The 16,152-nt window shown below is 72.0% G+C and carries 17 protein-coding genes; 9 read left to right on the plus strand and 8 right to left on the minus strand.

The annotated features are described in order from the left end of the window. Window positions 1–143: 143 nt before the first annotated feature. Complete coding sequence (locus tag ACQEV1_RS10010; RefSeq protein ID WP_433393231.1) at window positions 144–1,259, minus strand: class I SAM-dependent methyltransferase; 1,116 nt, start codon at window positions 1,257–1,259, stop codon at window positions 144–146. Between the two features lie 16 nt (window positions 1,260–1,275). Continuing rightward, on the minus strand, window positions 1,276–2,037 hold the full coding sequence (locus ACQEV1_RS10015; RefSeq protein ID WP_285568293.1) for an SDR family NAD(P)-dependent oxidoreductase: 762 nt from the start codon (window positions 2,035–2,037) through the stop codon (window positions 1,276–1,278). 103 nt (window positions 2,038–2,140) lie between these two features. On the opposite strand from ACQEV1_RS10015, the gene mshA reads away from it, so the two are divergent. The 4 genes from mshA to ACQEV1_RS10035 all read left to right on the plus strand — a co-directional run bounded on the left by mshA (window position 2,141) and on the right by ACQEV1_RS10035 (window position 5,670). Beyond that, a complete protein-coding gene (gene mshA, locus ACQEV1_RS10020; protein ID WP_432705565.1) occupies window positions 2,141–3,403 on the plus strand; it encodes a D-inositol-3-phosphate glycosyltransferase in 1,263 nt (420 codons plus the stop codon). 50 nt (window positions 3,404–3,453) lie between these two features. Next, window positions 3,454–3,945, plus strand: coding sequence for a YbjN domain-containing protein (locus ACQEV1_RS10025; protein WP_285568297.1), 492 nt, complete (start codon window positions 3,454–3,456; stop codon window positions 3,943–3,945). Between the two features lie 93 nt (window positions 3,946–4,038). Continuing rightward, window positions 4,039–4,851, plus strand: coding sequence for an SAM-dependent methyltransferase (locus tag ACQEV1_RS10030; RefSeq protein ID WP_433393234.1), 813 nt, complete (start codon window positions 4,039–4,041; stop codon window positions 4,849–4,851). Window positions 4,852–4,923: 72 nt separating this feature from the next. Then, window positions 4,924–5,670, plus strand: coding sequence for a phosphoglyceromutase (locus ACQEV1_RS10035; protein ID WP_433393236.1), 747 nt, complete (start codon window positions 4,924–4,926; stop codon window positions 5,668–5,670). 162 nt (window positions 5,671–5,832) lie between these two features. Here the strand turns inward: ACQEV1_RS10035 and ACQEV1_RS10040 are convergent, their stop codons facing one another. Continuing rightward, on the minus strand, window positions 5,833–6,480 hold the full coding sequence (locus ACQEV1_RS10040) for a hypothetical protein (protein WP_433393238.1): 648 nt from the start codon (window positions 6,478–6,480) through the stop codon (window positions 5,833–5,835). 194 nt (window positions 6,481–6,674) lie between these two features. Between ACQEV1_RS10040 and ACQEV1_RS10045 the strand changes: the two genes are divergently transcribed. Next, window positions 6,675–7,052, plus strand: coding sequence for a VOC family protein (locus ACQEV1_RS10045; protein WP_285620677.1), 378 nt, complete (start codon window positions 6,675–6,677; stop codon window positions 7,050–7,052). An 84-nt stretch (window positions 7,053–7,136) separates the two neighbouring features. Here ACQEV1_RS10045 and phoU read toward each other — a convergent pair whose 3' ends face one another. Continuing rightward, the gene (gene phoU, locus ACQEV1_RS10050; protein WP_285620675.1) at window positions 7,137–7,802 is read right to left on the minus strand and encodes a phosphate signaling complex protein PhoU; all 666 of its coding nucleotides are present in this window, start codon (window positions 7,800–7,802) and stop codon (window positions 7,137–7,139) included. Window positions 7,803–7,970: 168 nt separating this feature from the next. On the opposite strand from phoU, the gene ACQEV1_RS10055 reads away from it, so the two are divergent. Both ACQEV1_RS10055 and ACQEV1_RS10060 read left to right on the plus strand, forming a co-directional pair. Next, window positions 7,971–9,152 carry a sensor histidine kinase gene (locus ACQEV1_RS10055; protein ID WP_285620673.1) on the plus strand — a complete coding sequence of 394 codons (1,182 nt, stop codon included), beginning with the start codon at window positions 7,971–7,973 and terminating at the stop codon, window positions 9,150–9,152. Beyond that, window positions 9,149–9,835: a response regulator transcription factor gene (locus ACQEV1_RS10060; protein WP_285568311.1), complete on the plus strand. Its 687-nt coding sequence runs from the start codon at window positions 9,149–9,151 to the stop codon at window positions 9,833–9,835. Before ACQEV1_RS10055 ends, ACQEV1_RS10060 begins: the two co-directional genes overlap by 4 nt. 91 nt (window positions 9,836–9,926) lie before the next feature. On the opposite strand, the gene ACQEV1_RS10065 is transcribed toward ACQEV1_RS10060, so the two are convergent. Both ACQEV1_RS10065 and ACQEV1_RS10070 read right to left on the minus strand, forming a co-directional pair. After that, window positions 9,927–10,775 (minus strand): hypothetical protein, encoded by an 849-nt coding sequence (locus tag ACQEV1_RS10065; protein WP_433393241.1) that lies wholly within the window; start codon window positions 10,773–10,775, stop codon window positions 9,927–9,929. Between the two features lie 203 nt (window positions 10,776–10,978). After that, window positions 10,979–11,701 carry a hypothetical protein gene (locus tag ACQEV1_RS10070; RefSeq protein ID WP_285620669.1) on the minus strand — a complete coding sequence of 241 codons (723 nt, stop codon included), beginning with the start codon at window positions 11,699–11,701 and terminating at the stop codon, window positions 10,979–10,981. A gap of 285 nt (window positions 11,702–11,986) precedes the next feature. Between ACQEV1_RS10070 and ACQEV1_RS10075 the strand changes: the two genes are divergently transcribed. Both ACQEV1_RS10075 and ispF read left to right on the plus strand, forming a co-directional pair. Continuing rightward, window positions 11,987–12,469, plus strand: a complete 483-nt coding sequence (locus tag ACQEV1_RS10075) for a CarD family transcriptional regulator (protein WP_285568317.1) — start codon at window positions 11,987–11,989, stop codon at window positions 12,467–12,469. 25 nt (window positions 12,470–12,494) lie between these two features. Then, window positions 12,495–12,956 (plus strand): 2-C-methyl-D-erythritol 2,4-cyclodiphosphate synthase, encoded by a 462-nt coding sequence (gene ispF / locus ACQEV1_RS10080; RefSeq protein WP_285568319.1) that lies wholly within the window; start codon window positions 12,495–12,497, stop codon window positions 12,954–12,956. A gap of 33 nt (window positions 12,957–12,989) precedes the next feature. Here the strand turns inward: ispF and fahA are convergent, their stop codons facing one another. Then, entirely contained in the window at window positions 12,990–14,195 is a 1,206-nt protein-coding gene (fahA, locus tag ACQEV1_RS10085; RefSeq protein ID WP_285620666.1) for a fumarylacetoacetase, read from the minus strand. A gap of 102 nt (window positions 14,196–14,297) precedes the next feature. Further along, a complete protein-coding gene (locus ACQEV1_RS10090; protein ID WP_433393245.1) occupies window positions 14,298–15,947 on the minus strand; it encodes a DUF2637 domain-containing protein in 1,650 nt (549 codons plus the stop codon). Between the last annotated feature and the right edge of the window lie 205 nt (window positions 15,948–16,152).

Consider the following 16,152-nt stretch of genomic DNA (forward strand, 5'->3'; position numbering starts at 1 on the left):
TCCTGCGAAGCCGGCCGAGCCGAAGGTGATCGCCGGAGCGGACGAGAAGTCGTCCTCGCCGATCGAGGGGGCGTCCCGCCGTTGACGATCACGCGGGGCCCCGGAGCGGGAGGGGCCCGCGCCCGGCGGCCTCCTGCGGCCGGTCAAGGGCCACCTGGTCGTGGAGCGACGGTGGGCCAGGGGGCGGTCACCTCGCCGAGACGCCACCGTCCCCGGCCGCCGAGTGGCGGGGTGGTGTGCACCGGGAACTCGCGGGAGAGCAACTCCACCGCCGCGATCCACCGCTGGCGCGGGCCGAACACCGAGCGGGGCGCCGCACTGGCCCACGCGCGGTCGAAGGCGGTCAGCAGCGCGTGCACCGGCTCTCCGGGCACGTTGCGGTGGATCAGCGTCTTGGGCAGCCGTTCGGTCAGGTCCGAGGGACGGGACAGCGTCGGGAGGTGCGCCGCGAACGTGATCGTCTGCGGTACGCCGGCCGGCTCGCCGTCGCGCGGGCGCGGCACCGCCCGCCGGCCGCCCGGCCCACGACGCCGGGACGCCTCGCGCGCGTTGCCGGACTCCCACGGGCCGGCCGTCTCTGGCCTGCCTCCCGCCTCCCGCGCGCTACCGGATTCCCCTCGGCCGCTCGGTTCCCACGGGCCGGCCGCCGCTGGCCCACCTTCCGCCTCCCACGGGCTTCCAGGCTCCCACCTGCCGCTCCGTCCCCACAGGCCGCCGGCCGCCACCGGGCCACGCGCCGCCGGCACGTCCGCGCGGGCCGGGGCCTCACCGGTCGTACGGCGCAGGGACACCCACACCGCGCGGCGGCCGATCTCGTCGCAGGTGCCCTCCACGAGCACACCGCCGGGGGCCAGGCCCGCGCACAGGCGGTCCCAGGCCTGCCAGGCCTCGGCCTCCTCGTACTGCCGCAGCACGTTGAACGCACGGATCAGCGCCGGCGGCCGTTCCACCGGCAGCTCGAAGCCGCCGAGCCGGAACGACAGCCCCTCCCGTTCGTACGGCCGGGCCGCCGCGACGCGGTCCGGGTCGATCTCGATGCCGACGACCTCGACCCGCGGATGCACCGCGCGGAGCCGGCCGAACAGCTCGACGGTCGTGATCGGCGACGCGCCGTACCCCAGGTCCACGACGAGCGGCCGTTCCTGGCGGCGCAGTTCCGGGCCGTGGACGCGGACGATCCAGCGGTCGACGCGGCGCAGCCGGTTGGGCGCCGTCTTCCCCCGTGTGATCGTCCCCTCGGGACGCCGTGCCCGAGGCATGCGCCGGCGCGGTCCCTCAGACCCGGTGGACCTTGTGCGGGGCGGCCTGGGCGCGCGGCTTCACGTCGATGCGGTCGATGTTGACGTGCGCGGGCCGGGTCACCGCCCAGGCGACGCAGTCGGCGATGTCATCGGCGACCAGCGGCTCGGCCACGCCCTCGTACGTCTTGGCCGCCTTGTCCGCGTCGCCCTTGAAACGGACCAGCGAGAACTCCTCGGTCTCCACCATGCCGGGCGCGATCTCGGTGACGCGGACCGGCTGGTCGTACAGCTCCAGGCGGAGCGTGTCGTTGACCGCGGCGGCGGCGTGCTTGGCGGCGGTGTAGCCGGCGCCGCCCTCGTACACCGCGTGCCCGGCGAGCGAGGTGATGTTGACGATGTGGCCGGCGCCGCTCTCGACCAGCTTCGGCAGCAGCGCCTTCGTGATGCGCATCAGGCCGAGCACGTTGGTGTCGTACATGCGCTGCCAGTCGTCGGGGTCGGCGGCCGACACCGGGTCCAGGCCGAACGCCCCACCGGCGTTGTTGACCAGCACGTGGCAGCCGCGCACGGCCTCGGCCAGGGCGGCGACCGACTCCGCCGAGGTCACGTCGAGCGCGTGAACCGTGGCGGGACGGCGCCCGGCCGGATCCGCGGCGTCGATCTCCACCTTGAGCTTCTCGAGGCGGTCGAGCCGGCGCGCGGCCAGTACGACGTCGAACCCCTCGGCGGCGAGCCGGCGCGCGGTCGCCGCGCCGATGCCGCTGCTCGCCCCGGTCACCACTGCTGTCTTACGCACGGGAGCCATCATCGCAGCCCGTTTGCGGCCGGGCCGACCGGGGACACCCGGCGGGGGAATGTCGCGTTGCGGTGGATAGGTTCTCTTATCGGAGGTGGTGTCCGTGTCACGTCTTGCCCGGGTGGCGACGATCAGTGTTCATACGTCGCCCCTGGACCAGCCGGGTACGGGGGACGCCGGGGGAATGAACGTCTACATCGTCGAGGTCGCCAAGCGGCTGGCGGAACGCGGCATCGAGGTCGACCTGTTCACGCGGGCGACCTCACGGGCGCTGCCGCCGGACGTCGAGCTGGCACCTGGCGTGATGGTCCGGCACGTCACCGCCGGACCGCTGGAGGAACTGGACAAGTCGGAGCTGCCGCGCCAGATGTGCGCGTTCACCTCGGGCCTGCTGCGCACCGAGGCCGCCCACGAGCCCGGCCACTACGACCTGATCCACTCCCACTACTGGCTCTCCGGGCAGGCGGGCCACGCCGCGCGCCTGCGCTGGGGTGTCCCGCTGGTCCACTCGATGCACACGCTCGCCAAGGTCAAGAACGCCGCGCTCGCCGACGGTGACGCGCCGGAGCCGCTCGGCCGGGTCCTGGGCGAGCAGCGGGTCGTCGAGAGCGCCGACCGCCTGATCGCCAACACGGCCGACGAGGCGGAGCAGCTCCGCACGCTGTACGACGCCGATCCGCATCAGGTGCAGACCGTCCTGCCCGGCGTCGACCTGCGGACGTTCACGCCGGAGGACACCGAGGAGGCGCGCCATCGCCTCGGTGTGCCGCGGGACCGCGCGATGCTGCTGTTCGTCGGCCGCATCCAGCCGCTGAAGGCCCCGGACGTGCTCGTCCGCGCCGCGGCCGCGCTGGTGGAGCGCGAACCGCGCCTGCGCGAGCGCCTGCTCGTCACCGTCGTGGGCGGCCCCAGCGGCTCGGGCCGTACGCGGCCCACGGAGCTGGTCGAACTCGCCGCGCGCCTGGGCGTCGCCGACGTCATGCGCTTCGAGCCGCCGTGTCCCCAGGCCGAGCTGGCCGACTGGTACCGCGCGGCCGACGTCACCGTCGTGCCGTCGCACAGCGAGTCGTTCGGGCTGGTCGCGGTCGAGTCGCAGGCGTGCGGCACGCCCGTGGTCGCGGCCGGGGTCGGCGGCCTGCGCACGGCCGTGCGCGACGGCGAGTCCGGGGTGCTCGTCCGCGGACACGACCCGGTCGACTACGCCCGCGTGCTGGCCGACCTGCTCGGCGCTCCGGGCCGGCTGCGCCGGATGTCCGCTGCCGCCGTACGGCACAGCAGGGCGTTCGGCTGGCAGACGACGGTCGACCGGCTGCTGGAGGTCTACACCCAGGCGGTGGGGGAGCGGGCGATGGCCGCGTCGGCGTGAGTGCCCGTCGTACATGATGGAGGCTTTCCAGAGCGACCCGAGGAGCGATGATGAGCGAGGCGGACACGTCACTCAAGGCGATCCTGGACGATCAGGGGCTGGAGTACGAACGGCCGCGCGCCGGCGCCTACCTGGTCAAGCTGCCCGGGCAGCACAAGCTCGCCACGATGACCTGGCTCATCGTCGGCGGGCACAGCCTGCACGTCGAGGCGTTCTTCTGCCGCCAGCCGGACGAGAACCACGAGGAGTTCTACCGGTTCCTGCTCCGCAAGAACGGCGGGATGTACGGCGTGGCGTTCGCGCTGGACGAGACCGGTGACGTCTACCTGGTCGGCCGGCTGCCCCTGTCGGCGGTGACGCCCGAGGAGATCGACCGCATCCTCGGCTGCGTGCTCACCTACTCCGACGACAACTTCGACCGCGCGCTGGAGATCGGATTCGCCGGCTCGATCCAGCGGGAGTGGGACTGGCGGGTCAAGCGCGGTGAGAGCCTCGCCAACCTCCAGCCGTTCGCCCGGATCATCCCCGGTGCGGGCGATTGAAACGCGTTTCAGTTTTCTGTACGGTTCCGTTACTGATCGTGGCGAGTGGTGGTTGAGTTCTGTCCGGCAGCTCGGATCGAACGGGGGTACGTCGTGGATGACCGGGCCGGGGAGCCGCGCGAGGTCGACCTGAGCACCCCCAACGTCGCCCGGATGTACGACTACTACCTGGGCGGCAAGGACAATTTCGGCGCCGACCGGGAGGCCGCCGAGAAGGCCCTGGAGTTCGCGCCGCAGATCCGGCTCGCGGCCCAGCAGAACCGGGCGTTCATGGGCCGCGCCGTACGCCACCTGGCCGAGACCGGCACCCGGCAGTTCCTCGACGTCGGCACGGGCCTGCCGACCCAGAACAACGTCCACGAGGTGGCCCAGCGCGTCGCTCCGGACGCCCGCGTGGTCTACGTGGACAACGACCCGGTCGTGCTCACCCACGGCCGCGCCATCCTCGGCGGCGCCCAGAACGTCGACATCGTCCAGGCCGACATGCGCCACCCCGAGGAGATCCTGGACGACCCCGAGGTGCGCAAGCGCCTCGACTTCGACCAGCCGATCGCGATCCTGCTGCTGGCGATCGTGCACTTCCTCCCGGACGCCGACGACCCCGAGGCGGTCGTGGCGCGGTTCCGCGAAGCGCTGCCGCCGGGCGGTCACCTCGTGCTGAGCCATGTCTGCGGCGACGCGCTTCCCGAGTCGGTGCCCGGCGTCACCGAGGTCTACCGCCACTCCACGATGCCCATCGTGGCCCGTACGCCGGACCGCATCCGCGGCTTCTTCGGCGATCTGGAACTCCTCGAACCCGGCGTGGTCAACGTCGCCCAGTGGCGCCCGGACTCGGTGGAGACCCGCCGTATCGCCGACAAGTACCGCCGTCCGTACTTCCTGGCCGGGGTCGCCCGCAAGGCCTGAGCCCGCGGCGCGTACGCCGAGGGCGACCCGCGTTTTCCGGCGGAGAAGGTCCACCCAGTAGGCTCGCTGGCTATGGCGACATTGGTACTTCTCCGGCACGGAGAGAGCGTCTGGAACGCCGAGAACCTGTTCACCGGCTGGGTTGACGTCGACCTGTCCGAGAAGGGCGAAGAAGAGGCGGTCAACGGGGGTGACCTGCTGCTCGACGCCGACCTGAAGCTCGACGTCGTGCACACCTCGGTGCTCAAGCGCGCGATCCGCACGGCCAACATCGCGCTCGACGCGGCGGAGCAGCTGTGGATCCCGGTCCGGCGGTCCTGGCGGCTCAACGAGCGGCACTACGGCGCGCTGCAGGGCAAGAACAAGAAGCAGACGCTCGAGGAGTTCGGCGAGGAGCAGTTCATGACCTGGCGCCGCTCCTACGACACGCCGCCTCCGCCGATCGCGGATGACGACCCGCTCTCCCAGGTCAACGACGCGCGCTACGCGCTCCTGCCGTCGGAGCTCATCCCGCGCACCGAGTGCCTCGCGGACGTGGTGGACCGGCTGCTGCCGTACTGGTACGACGCGATCGTCCCGGACCTCGCCGCAGGCAGGACCGTGCTGCTCGCGGCGCACGGCAACTCCATCCGGGCGCTCGTCAAGCACCTCGACGGCATCTCCGACGAGGAAATCGCGGGCCTGAACATCCCGACCGGCATCCCGCTGCTGTACGAGCTCGACGACGACTTCGAGCCGCGCAAGAAGGGCGGCGAGTACCTCGACCCGGCGGCCGCGGAGGCGTCCATCGAGGCGGTCAAGAACCAGGGCAAGAAGTAGTTCTGACCATGGAAAGGCCCTCTCACCTGCGTATCCGCCGCAGATGAGAGGGCCGCGCGCGACTGGTTTCCACGGCTGTCGCGGCGGCGTTCGCGGCCTCGCCCCTCGTCGCACCGGCCGCCATCGCCGGTGACCACCTCTCCCGGGAGGGCGCCGCGGCCCTCACTCCCCTCGCGGGAAGGCGTAGCTCGTGGGGATCCTGCGCGGGGGCGCTCCGTAGACCAGCGTTATCTCACGGTGCGGAAGAAGCGCGATCATCGCCGGGTCGCCGGTCCGCTCGACGCCGTCGACGTAGGCGGTGAGCGAGTGCTCCGCGTCGGCCGTGAACCCGCCGAGGTGCGCCGGCTCGAGGCGCACGCCCCACTCCATGAACACCTGCCCCAGGGTGAAGCGTTTGCCGGGGTCCGAGGACGCGACGACCAGGATGCCCTTGCCGCGCGTGCGCACCTCGGAGAGGAGCCTTCCATCCACCCCCAGACCGGGGGCGACCCGGATGGGCCTGCCGTTCGCGAAGACGTCGAGATGGCTGTCGAAGCGCCGGGCGGTGCCCGCCGCCGGGCCCATGGCGAGCCCGGCGGCGTCGGCGCCACCCGCCTCGTTGAGCGGCTTGGTCCACGGCGGGGGCTGTGTCCCGAACGAGTAGTGCACCGTCGGTAACGGCGCTTCGTGGGCCTTGGGCGGATTCGCCACGCTGGATCTTTCCGTCGTGCATCCGCCCGCCGGTGCGAGTACGAGGCCCGCGACGACGGCCGGTCCGGCCCAGGACCACCCGCCCGTCCGGTGGCGGACCGGCTCTCGTCCGCTGACCATGGCGTCGCCTCGCTCCCCGTCATTACCCTGCGACGCGTCAGGCGCCGCCCTCACCCGGACGATCTCACCCCGAGAAGATCGATCGCCGCCACCGTTCGGCCGAGGTCGGCCGCCCCTCCGCCGAGCCGGGGCCGCGTGTCCGTACCGGACGTGGGCGTGTTGTGCCGTCGGTTTCCGGCTGGAAGCATGCCGCGATGAGCACGACACTCAGGGCCTTCGTCCTCGGCACGCCGGATCCGCCCGCGCTCGCCGACTTCTACCGTGACCTGCTCGGCATGACCGAGGTGAGCCGCGAGCCGGAGTGGGTCCGGCTGCGCTTCGCCGACGAGGAGCGGCCCGGTCTGAGCTTCCAGCTCGAACCGGACCACGTCCCGCCGGTCTGGCCGCCGCGCCCCGGAACCCCTCAGATGCAGGCGCACCTCGACGTCCTCGTCGACGACCTCGACGCCGAGGTGGCGCGGGCCGTGGCGCTGGGGGCGACGGTGGAGGAGCACCAGCCCACGCCGGAGGGCGTCCGGGTGATGCGGGACCCGCACGGGCACCTGTTCTGTCTCTTCCTGCTCGGCTGGTGAGCGGCGCGATCCCTGGCCGGGGCGGGCCTCCGCGACGGAAGAGGCCCCGGCGATCGCCGGGGCCTCTCGCGTACGGGCGGCGGGTCAGTCCGCGACCTCGCCGATGTCCTCGGGGTGCTGCCCGGTGACCAGGTAGACGACGTCCTCCGCGACGTGCACCGCGTGGTCGGCGAAGCGTTCGAAGTAGCGCCCGGCCAGCGAGATGTCCACGGCCGGCTCCACGCCGTGCCGCCACTTCGGCGACAGCATCGAGTCGAACAGCCGGCGGTGCAGCCGGTCCATCTGGTCGTCGTCGGCGTCCAGTTCGAGGCCCATCTGGACGTCCTGCGAGGCGATCACGCTGCCGGCCTTGGCGATCATGCGCTCGGCGATCTGGCCCATCTCCAGGACGGTCGCGTGCAGCTCCGGCGGGATGGCCGACTCCGGGTGGCGCCGCCGCGCGGTCTTGGCCAGGTGGACGGCGAGATCGCCCATCCGCTCCAGGTCACCGCTCATGCGCAGGGAGGTGATGAGGGTCCGCAGGTCGCTGGCGACCGGCTGCTGGCGGGCCATCAGCTCGAAGACGGTCTCCTCGATGTCCGTCTCGAGCTTGTTGACGTGCTCGTCGGCGCTGATCACTTCTTCGGCGAGGCGCAGGTCGGCGTCGAGCAGGGCGGTGCTGGCGCGGGCCATCGCCGACCGCACCAACCGCGTCATCTCCACGAGCTTGTCGGAGAGACCGTCCAGCTCCTCGTGGTAAGCGTCTCGCATCTGATTCCTTACGGTTTTTGGCGGCTCAGTAGGCAGTTTTATCCGGATAGCAGGATGGTCGTCGGCCGTGAACGGCTGTGGAGGGACAGGTTAACTTTGTGCGAACGTACTTGCAGGTAGGCGCATGCGGGGCCAGAGCTGGCCACGGCCCCGCCTACGATCCAAGATGTGGATGTGGAGGTTGTCGCGACTCTTGCCGGCGCCGCTGGCCTGGTGACCGGTCTGGTGACCGCCCTGGCCGTGCGCGTCAGCGAGCGTGCCCAGCGCCCAGCCGCCGCTCCCGCGCAGGCCGGGGGAGTTCCCGCAGGCGTCGCCTCGGTGCTCAGCGTCCTGCGCTCGTCCGCGGTGGTGATCGACCGTGAGGACCGCGTCCTGCGGGCCAGCTCGGCCGCGCGTGCCTTCGGCCTCGTCAGCGGTGATCGGCTCGTCGTCGACGCCCTCCTGGCCATGGCCCGCCTCGTACGCCGCGACGGAGAGATCCGCGAGGAGGAGATCGAGGTCATCCACGGCCGGCGGGAGGGCCGCTGGTTCGCGGTCCGCGTCGCGCCGATGGGCACGAACGGGCTCGTCCTCGTGCTCGCGGAGGACCTGACCGAGCTCCGCCGCGTCGAGGCCATCCGCCGCGACTTCGTGGCCAACGTCAGCCACGAGCTCAAGACACCGGTCGGCGCCCTCTCGCTCCTGGCGGAGACGATCGAGGACGCCTCCGACGACCCCGAGGCCGTGCGCCGCTTCGCCAAGCGCATGCAGCACGAGTCCGTACGCCTCACGAACGTCGTCCAGGACCTGATCACCCTCTCCCGCCTCCAGGGCGGCGAGCCGGTGGCCGAACCCAAGGTCGTGTCCCTCGACGACGTCGTCCACGAAGCCGTGGACCGCTGCCGGCTCAAGGCCGAACCCAAGGACATCACCCTCGCCATCGGCGGCCGTGAGGGGCTCAACGTCCACGGCGACGAAGAACTGCTCATCACCGCGGTGCGCAACTTCATCGACAACGCCGTCGCCTACAGCCCCGAGCACACACGCGTGGTGGTCTGCACCCGGCTCGCCGATGAGCGGCACGCGGAGATCAGCGTGACCGACCAGGGCATCGGCATCCCGGAGGCGGACCTGCAGCGCATCTTCGAACGCTTCTATCGGGTCGACCCGGCGCGGTCCCGCCAGACCGGCGGCACCGGCCTCGGGCTCGCCATCGTCAAACACGCCGCGACCCGGCATCGGGGCGAGGTCAACGTCTGGAGCAAGGAAGGCTCCGGATCGACGTTCACCATCCGCCTGCCGTTGTTGACAACCTCCGCGACCGCGAAGGAAATCCCTGAGCCAGCCACCGTACGGGAGGCCCCCCAGTGACTCGAGTGCTCGTCGTGGAAGACGAGGAGTCGTTCAGCGACGCACTGTCGTACATGTTGCGGAAGGAGGGCTTCGAGGTCGCCGTCGCGGCGACCGGACCCGACGCCCTCGACTCCTTCGACCGCGCCGGTGCCGACCTCGTCCTCCTCGACCTGATGTTGCCCGGATTGCCCGGCACCGAGGTGTGCCGGGAACTGCGTACCAAGTCCAACGTCCCAGTGATCATGCTGACCGCCAAGGACAGCGAGGTGGACAAGGTCGTCGGCCTCGAACTGGGCGCGGACGACTACGTCACCAAGCCGTTCTCCTCACGTGAGCTCGTGGCCCGCATCCGCGCCGTCCTGCGGCGCCGGGGCGACGTCGAGGAGCTCGCCCCGCCCACGCTCGAGGCCGGGCCGGTGCGCATGGACGTCGAACGCCATGTCGTCACCGTCTCGGGCCGCGAGGTGCCGCTCCCGCTGAAGGAGTTCGAGCTGCTGGAGGTGCTGCTCCGCAACGCCGGCCGGGTGCTGACCCGCATGCAGCTCATCGACCGGGTGTGGGGGGCGGACTACGTGGGGGACACCAAGACCCTCGACGTCCACATCAAGCGGCTGCGGGCCAAGATCGAGCCGGCCCCCTCGACACCGCGTTTCATCATCACCGTACGGGGACTGGGCTACAAGTTCGAGCCCGACGAGTGAGCCCCTCACGGGCGCCGGCTCCACGCCGGCGCCCGTGGACATGAAGAACCCCGCGCGTCGCTCGGCGACGGCGGGGTTTTCCAGTCGTGTCTCAGGCTGACGGAGTGGCCGAGGCCTTCTTCCGCGTCTTCGCCTTGTGCGCCTTGGAAGAGGTGGCGGTCGGCTGCGAGGCCGGGCTGGAGGCCGACGGCGTGGACTGCGGCGTCATGGTCGGCGTGGCCGGCGGAGCCGGTGCGACCGGCGCCGGGGAGTACGTCGAGTAGTAGCCGTTCCAGGGCACGACCGGCAGGTCGACGTTCAGCGTGCCGGCCTGCTGGAAGTGCAGGACCACGTGCACCGTCTCGCCGCCGGAGTACTCCTTCGCCAGGCCCTTGATGATCAGCTTCGAGGACGACGAGGGGGCGGCGGCCGGCGTCGTGGCCGGGGCGACCGCGCGGCTCCGGTTGGCCAGCGGCCGCTGCGGCGGCGTGCTCGTGGTGTTCGGGGCGTCGCCGCCCGTGGGGGTGTGCGTGCGGGCCTTGGGCGTACGGCTCGGGCTCACGCTCGGCGTGGGCGCCGACGGTGGCGCCGGCGGGGTCTTCTCGACCGTGTCCACGAGCTGGTTCGGAGGCAGGGCGAGGGCTCCACCGGCGATCTGCACCGACTGGGCCACCCCCGGGGCCTCGGCCGCGACGAGCCGGTCCGGAGTCGCGGCGTTGTTGACGAACCACGCGTAGAGCGGCGCGTCGGCACCGGCGGCCAGCTTCTTGCCCGGCGCGGGCCCGAGCACGAACGCGTTGCGGACGTCGACCGCGTGCACGGAGGCGTTGACGCCCTCGGCCAGGCGGGTGGGCATCGCGCTCTGCGGATGCCGTCCGGCGGCGCAAGCGGTCACCAGCGGGGCGATGGCGAAGACGCCGGCGACGGCGGTGGCGAGCGCCCGGCGGCTGTTGCGGCTCACGGCGGCCTACTCTCCTTGCGGGTTATTCCGGGATGTTTCGACAGGCGCGCGAAACGCCACACGGAAGCGTAGCGCTAGCCGTGACGGAGAAACGCGGGGGGCCGACGAGGGCGCCTCCGGCGGACCGCCGGGACCGTGAGCCTCGGGGTTTCGCGCCCGCTCCGCGGGCCCCGGCCCAGGAGCGGCTCAGAGGCGGCTCAGGGTCAGCTCGGCGTCTGGAGGGGCCGGAGGTCGGCGGTGAGATCGCGGCCCGTCTGGAGGCCTCTCAGGATCTTACGGACGATGCGGTCGGTACGGACGAGCACCGCGGTCAGGCCCGAGGCCTTGTAGGTCGAGGAGAGCACCCGGCCGGGATCGTCGGCGAGGAGGGCCGTGCCGGGCGCGGCGCCGTCGGCCAGGCGCGCCACGTCGCCGTCGTCCTTGTCCGCGCGGTCGTCGGCGATGAGCCACACCTGGAGCCGCTGGCCTCCGGCTTGCCGGATGATGCCCTGGACAACGGCGTCACATCCGCACTCACGGGGTACGACCAGGACGACTCCGGCAACATTGATGAGCTCGGTCACCGGGACGGATTTATGACGGTAGATCACATTGCCGGCGGGCAGCCCGCCGCCGACGTCACCGGGGCGCAGGCGTTGCGGCCCGGTCGGCGGCACCTGGATCGTCCGCGGGCCCGGACGGGGGGAGATGACGGTCATGAGCACGCCGCTGATGAGGGCGACGAGCACGGCGCTCGCGATGAAGGGCGCGGCGATGCCGTAACGCGTGAAGGGCCGGCCGATGCGCTGCCAGCGCTCGCGACGGCGCCGCTGGCGCTGCTCGCGCCGGTACGCGATGACGTCACGATCGAGCTCCCGCGCGTCGTCCGGTACGACGACGTCGACCTTGGGCAGCCCGTAGTCGTCATGGTCGCCGTGAAGCCCCACGCCACACCTACCTTCTCGGACCGCCGTGATCGCGCGCGGGAGCCGGGCCCCCCGCGACGCGGGGGCGGGCGACCCGCTGCGGATCCGTCCACCTCCAGTATGAGCCGCTTCCCCCGCTGTGTGCGCGGTGCGGGCCAATCCGATCCACGAGGGTGCCTATTGCACGCGATTCAACCTTTGTCAATACCCTAATAACCGTGCTGACCTGCGCATATGCCGAGAACGGCGGTTCAGAGGGTCCGTGCAGCGTGCTACCCTATCCATAGCGGAAGGGGTACTTGTCACATGACTTTCAAGGTCGGCGACACTGTCGTCTACCCCCATCATGGGGCTGCTCGGATCGAAGCCATCGAGACTCGTGCCATCAAGGGTCAGGACAAGACCTACCTGGTGTTGAAGGTCGACAAGGGCGATCTCACAGTTCGTGTCCCTGCGGAGAACGCCGAGCTCGTCGGCGTTCGTGACGTGGTAGGCCAGGAAGGGCTGGAGAGGGTGTTCGAGGTGCTGCGGGCACCCTACACCGAAGAGCCCACCAACTGGTCGCGACGCTACAAGGCGAACCTCGAGAAGCTCGCGTCCGGCGACGTCAACAAGGTCGCCGAGGTTGTCCGTGATCTTTGGCGGCGCGACAAGGAACGCGGCCTGTCGGCCGGTGAGAAGCGCATGCTGGCCAAGGCGCGGCAGATACTGGTCAGCGAGCTGGCACTGGCCGAGAAGACCAACGAGGACAAGGCCGAGGCGCTGCTCGACGAAGTCCTCGCGGGCTGAAGGCTTGGTCACGCATCTTCCACGGGTGGGCGTCGGTGTCGACGTCCACCCGTTCGGTTCTGGTCGCCCGCTCAGGCTCGCCGGCCTCGACTGGCCCGGTGAGGGCGACGGGCTCGAAGGCCACTCCGACGGAGACGCGGCGGCGCACGCCATCTGCGACGCGCTGCTGACGGCCGCGGGCCTGGGCGACCTGGGCGCCGTCTTCGGCACGAGCGACCGTCGCTGGTCGGGCGCCTCGGGCGTCTCTCTGCTCCAGGAGGTCCACCGCCGCCTGGACGAGGCCGGATACACCATCGGTAACGTCGCGGTCCAGATCATCGGCAACCGCCCCAGGCTGGCACCCCGCCGCCCGGAGGCGGAAAAGGCTCTCAGCGAGGCCCTGGGCGGCGCGGAGGTGGGCATCTCGGCCACCACGACCGACGGCCTGGGCCTGACGGGTCGCGGCGAGGGCATCGCCGCGGTCGCCACCGCTCTCGTCTACCGGTAACGACGCGGCGGGCCGCCGCGCCCGGACCGCCGGTCAGGCGGGCGACGGGTAGACCGTGCCGATGACGTCGCCGAAGCCGATCGGGTCGACGTCCGGCGAAGGCGCCGTGGCGGTGATGCGTACGGTGTCGCCGTCCTCCAGGAAGACGCGTTTCGTGCCGTCGGGCAGTTCGAGCGGCTCGGTGCCGTTCCACGTCAGCTCGATGAGGCTGCCGCGCTGGTCGCGCCGCGGGCCGGAGACCGTGCCCGAGGCCATCAGGTCGCCCGTGCGCAGCGCGGCGCCGTTCGCGGTCGCGTGGGCGAGTTGCTGCGGCGCCGTCCAGTACATCCCGGCGAACGGCGGGCGGCTCACCACCTGCCCGTTCAGCTCGATCCGCAGCGTCAGGTCCAGGCCCCACGGCTCGTCGCAGCGCAGGTACGGCAGCGGCTCCGGGTCCTGCTCCGGCGGGCGTACGCGGGCGGCCCCCAGCGCGTCGACCGGGACCACCCACGGCGAGACGGACGTCGCGAACGACTTGGCCAGGAACGGCCCCAGCGGCTGGTACTCCCACGCCTGGATGTCGCGCGCGCTCCAGTCGTTGACCAGCACGAAGCCGAACACGTGGTCGCGGAACGCGCCCGTCGAAACCGACTGCCCGAGCGCCGACGGCACCCCGATCACGAACCCGACCTCGGCCTCGACGTCGAGCTTCGCCGTCGGCCCGAACACCGGCTCCGGTTCGCCCTTGCGCTGCCCCCGCGGCCGTACGATCGGCGTGCCCGACGGCACCACCGTGCCGGCGCGGCCGTGGTAGCCGACCGGCAGGCGGGTCCAGTTCGGCAGCAGCGGCTCGCCCCCGGGGCGCAGGATCCGCCCGAGGTTCGTCGCGTGCTCGCGCGAGGAGTAGAAGTCGACGTAGTCCGCGACCTCGAACGGCATGTGCAGCTCGACGTCGCTCATCGGATAGAGCGCGGGCTCGACCTCGTCGCGGTAGGACATGTCGGTGAGCAGCGTGATGACGCGGTCCCGCGTCGGCTGCCACACCGCGCGCCCGGCGGCCATGAAGGCGTTCAGCGATCCGGCGGCGAACCACCGCCGGTCGGCGAGCAGCCCGGACGACGCCAGCTCGGCCAGGTCGAGCACCTGCTCACCGATGGCCACACCGACGCGTGGCAGCTCGCCCCGCTGGGAGAACACACCGTACGGAAGGTTGTGCACGCCGAAGCCGCTGCCCTCAGGCACGGGCACCCAGGTTCTCATCTCCTCAGCGTTCCCTCTCAGACCGGCTTTCACCAAGCCGCCCCGGCGCATTCCGGACATGCTCGTGCCCCGGGCGCTGGGCGACGCCCGGAACCCGGCGGGTCAGCCGCGAGGCGGCATGGGACCGCTGCGGAACTTGCTCGACGGCGGGGTGGACTCCATGCCGGCGTCCGGGTCCTCGGCGCGTTCGTCGGGGTAGGCGTCGTCCTCCTCGTCCGAGGACGAGGAGGACGACGCGGTCACGATCGGGATGCCGTCCGGCTGGGTGTCCGGCAGCTTGATCCCGTCCGGCTGGGTGTCGGCGAGAGGCGTACGGGTCTTCGGGCCGCCGACCAGCCGGACGTCGGTCGGCAGCGAGGTACGGGCGACGTAGCGGGGTCTGGGCTCCTCTTCGGCGGGCTGGGCGGGCTTGTCGTTCACGGGTGCCTCCACGTCGGATTCGGGCTCGGCCGCGCCTTCACCGGACGACCCGGCGCGCCCGGCGGACGTCTCCGGACGCGGCGCGGCCCGGCCGGGGGTCGGCGGGAGCAGGGGAGCGGGCTCGTCATCGGGTTCGTCGTCGTGCTCATCGCGGCGCGCCTCCGGTGAGGTGGGCTCACGGCCGTGTTCGGCCTCCCCGCCGCCCCACGACGGCGGAACGGAGCCGTCCGGCTCCGCGCCGGTCGCCTCTCCGCCGGCGGGCTCGTCCGCCTCACGGCCGGCCGGCTCCGCGACCTTCCAGGAGCCGGTGGCCGGGCCGCTCGAGGAGGAGTCCACGCCGTCGTCCGCGTCCGGGGCCGGCTCGGCGGGCTTCCGGGAGCCGGTGGCCGGGTCGCCCGGCGAGGAGCCCGCCTCGTCGTCCGCGTCCGGCCCCGCGGCGCGCCACGACGCCGGGACCGGTTCGCCCGGCTCCGCGTGCGGTGCCGGCTCGGGGTCCTGCCAGGTCCCACCGAGTGCGGGTGCGCCGGACCTCTCTTCTTCAGGCCGGGCCGCGGCGGACCGCTCGCCGGACTCGGCCTCCGGCGAGGAGCCCGACAGTGCGTCCCACGCCGTCGGCTTGCCGGCCGGGGACGCCGCCGGCACCGGTTCGGTGTCCTCCTCCCACGGCTCAGGCTTGAGTCGCGCGGCCTCCCAGGGGTTCTCCTCGGGCGGAGCGGGCTCGCGTACGGGCCCCAGCTCCCGTACCGACGCCGGGCGCGGCAGCGGACGCGTCTCGCCGTCCAGGCCCGGAATGATCGAGCCGTCCACGACGGTCGCGGGCACCGGCTCCGCCTGGGGCGCGGCCGCCGCCGGCTCGACGGGCTCGGCCGGATCGCCGCGCCGCTCACGTCGCGTCCGACGGCTCAGCACCTGCTTGATCATGCCGATCCACAGCCACACCGCGAGGATCAGGATCGCCCAGGGCGCCACGGCGACGCCGACGTCGACCGGGGTGTCCGCCAGGACCGCGTACCCCTTGACGGCACGCTGGACGCCGGCCGCGCCGGCGCCGGCGATCAGGACCACCAGCAGCAGCCAGCGCACCGCGCGGGAGAACCAGCCCGACCGCCGGGCGCTCAGGATCGCCAGGATGATCACGACGACCAGGCCGTCGAGCATCCCGGGGTACAAGAACGCCCAGTGCCGGGCGGCACCGCCGCGGAGCGCGAGCAGCCGCAGGTCGTCATAGGACAGTACGAACGTGCCCGCGGCCAGCGCGGCGACGCCGAGGCCGCCGAGCGTGGTGAGGAGCCGTCGCTGTGCCTTCGAATATTGCGCGGGGGTGATTGTCATTTGGGAGGCAGCCAACCATCAGGGCGTACGGGGTGACACCATCTTGGCCGTAACCAACGGATCTCGGGGTGAGCGCGGGCCGCGTGTCGCCGTCCGAACCCGCATGACGGCCACTCGCCGGTCACGCTCGCCACGCACGGCATACCCCTGTTGCGGCACGGGGAAGCCGACCGGAAGGATGTTGTCGCTTCGGGTGGACGCTAGT

This window comes from Actinoallomurus sp. CA-142502 (genome assembly GCF_050936355.1).
In the GTDB taxonomy this organism is placed as follows: Bacteria; Actinomycetota; Actinomycetes; order Streptosporangiales; family Streptosporangiaceae; genus Actinoallomurus; species Actinoallomurus iriomotensis.

Bases quoted from the DNA above. Each gene is read 5' to 3' on its own strand.
- ACQEV1_RS10010 (WP_433393231.1), bottom strand. From the start codon at position 1,259: ATGCCTCGGGCACGGCGTCCCGAGGGGACGATCACACGGGGGAAGACG.
- ACQEV1_RS10025 (WP_285568297.1), top strand. From the start codon at position 3,454: ATGAGCGAGGCGGACACGTCACTCAAGGCGATCCTGGACGATCAGGGG.
- ACQEV1_RS10035 (WP_433393236.1), top strand. From the start codon at position 4,924: ATGGCGACATTGGTACTTCTCCGGCACGGAGAGAGCGTCTGGAACGCC.
- ACQEV1_RS10040 (WP_433393238.1), bottom strand. From the start codon at position 6,480: ATGGTCAGCGGACGAGAGCCGGTCCGCCACCGGACGGGCGGGTGGTCC.
- ACQEV1_RS10045 (WP_285620677.1), top strand. From the start codon at position 6,675: ATGAGCACGACACTCAGGGCCTTCGTCCTCGGCACGCCGGATCCGCCC.
- phoU (WP_285620675.1), bottom strand. From the start codon at position 7,802: ATGCGAGACGCTTACCACGAGGAGCTGGACGGTCTCTCCGACAAGCTC.
- ACQEV1_RS10075 (WP_285568317.1), top strand. From the start codon at position 11,987: ATGACTTTCAAGGTCGGCGACACTGTCGTCTACCCCCATCATGGGGCT.
- fahA (WP_285620666.1), bottom strand. From the start codon at position 14,195: ATGAGAACCTGGGTGCCCGTGCCTGAGGGCAGCGGCTTCGGCGTGCAC.
- ACQEV1_RS10090 (WP_433393245.1), bottom strand. From the start codon at position 15,947: ATGACAATCACCCCCGCGCAATATTCGAAGGCACAGCGACGGCTCCTC.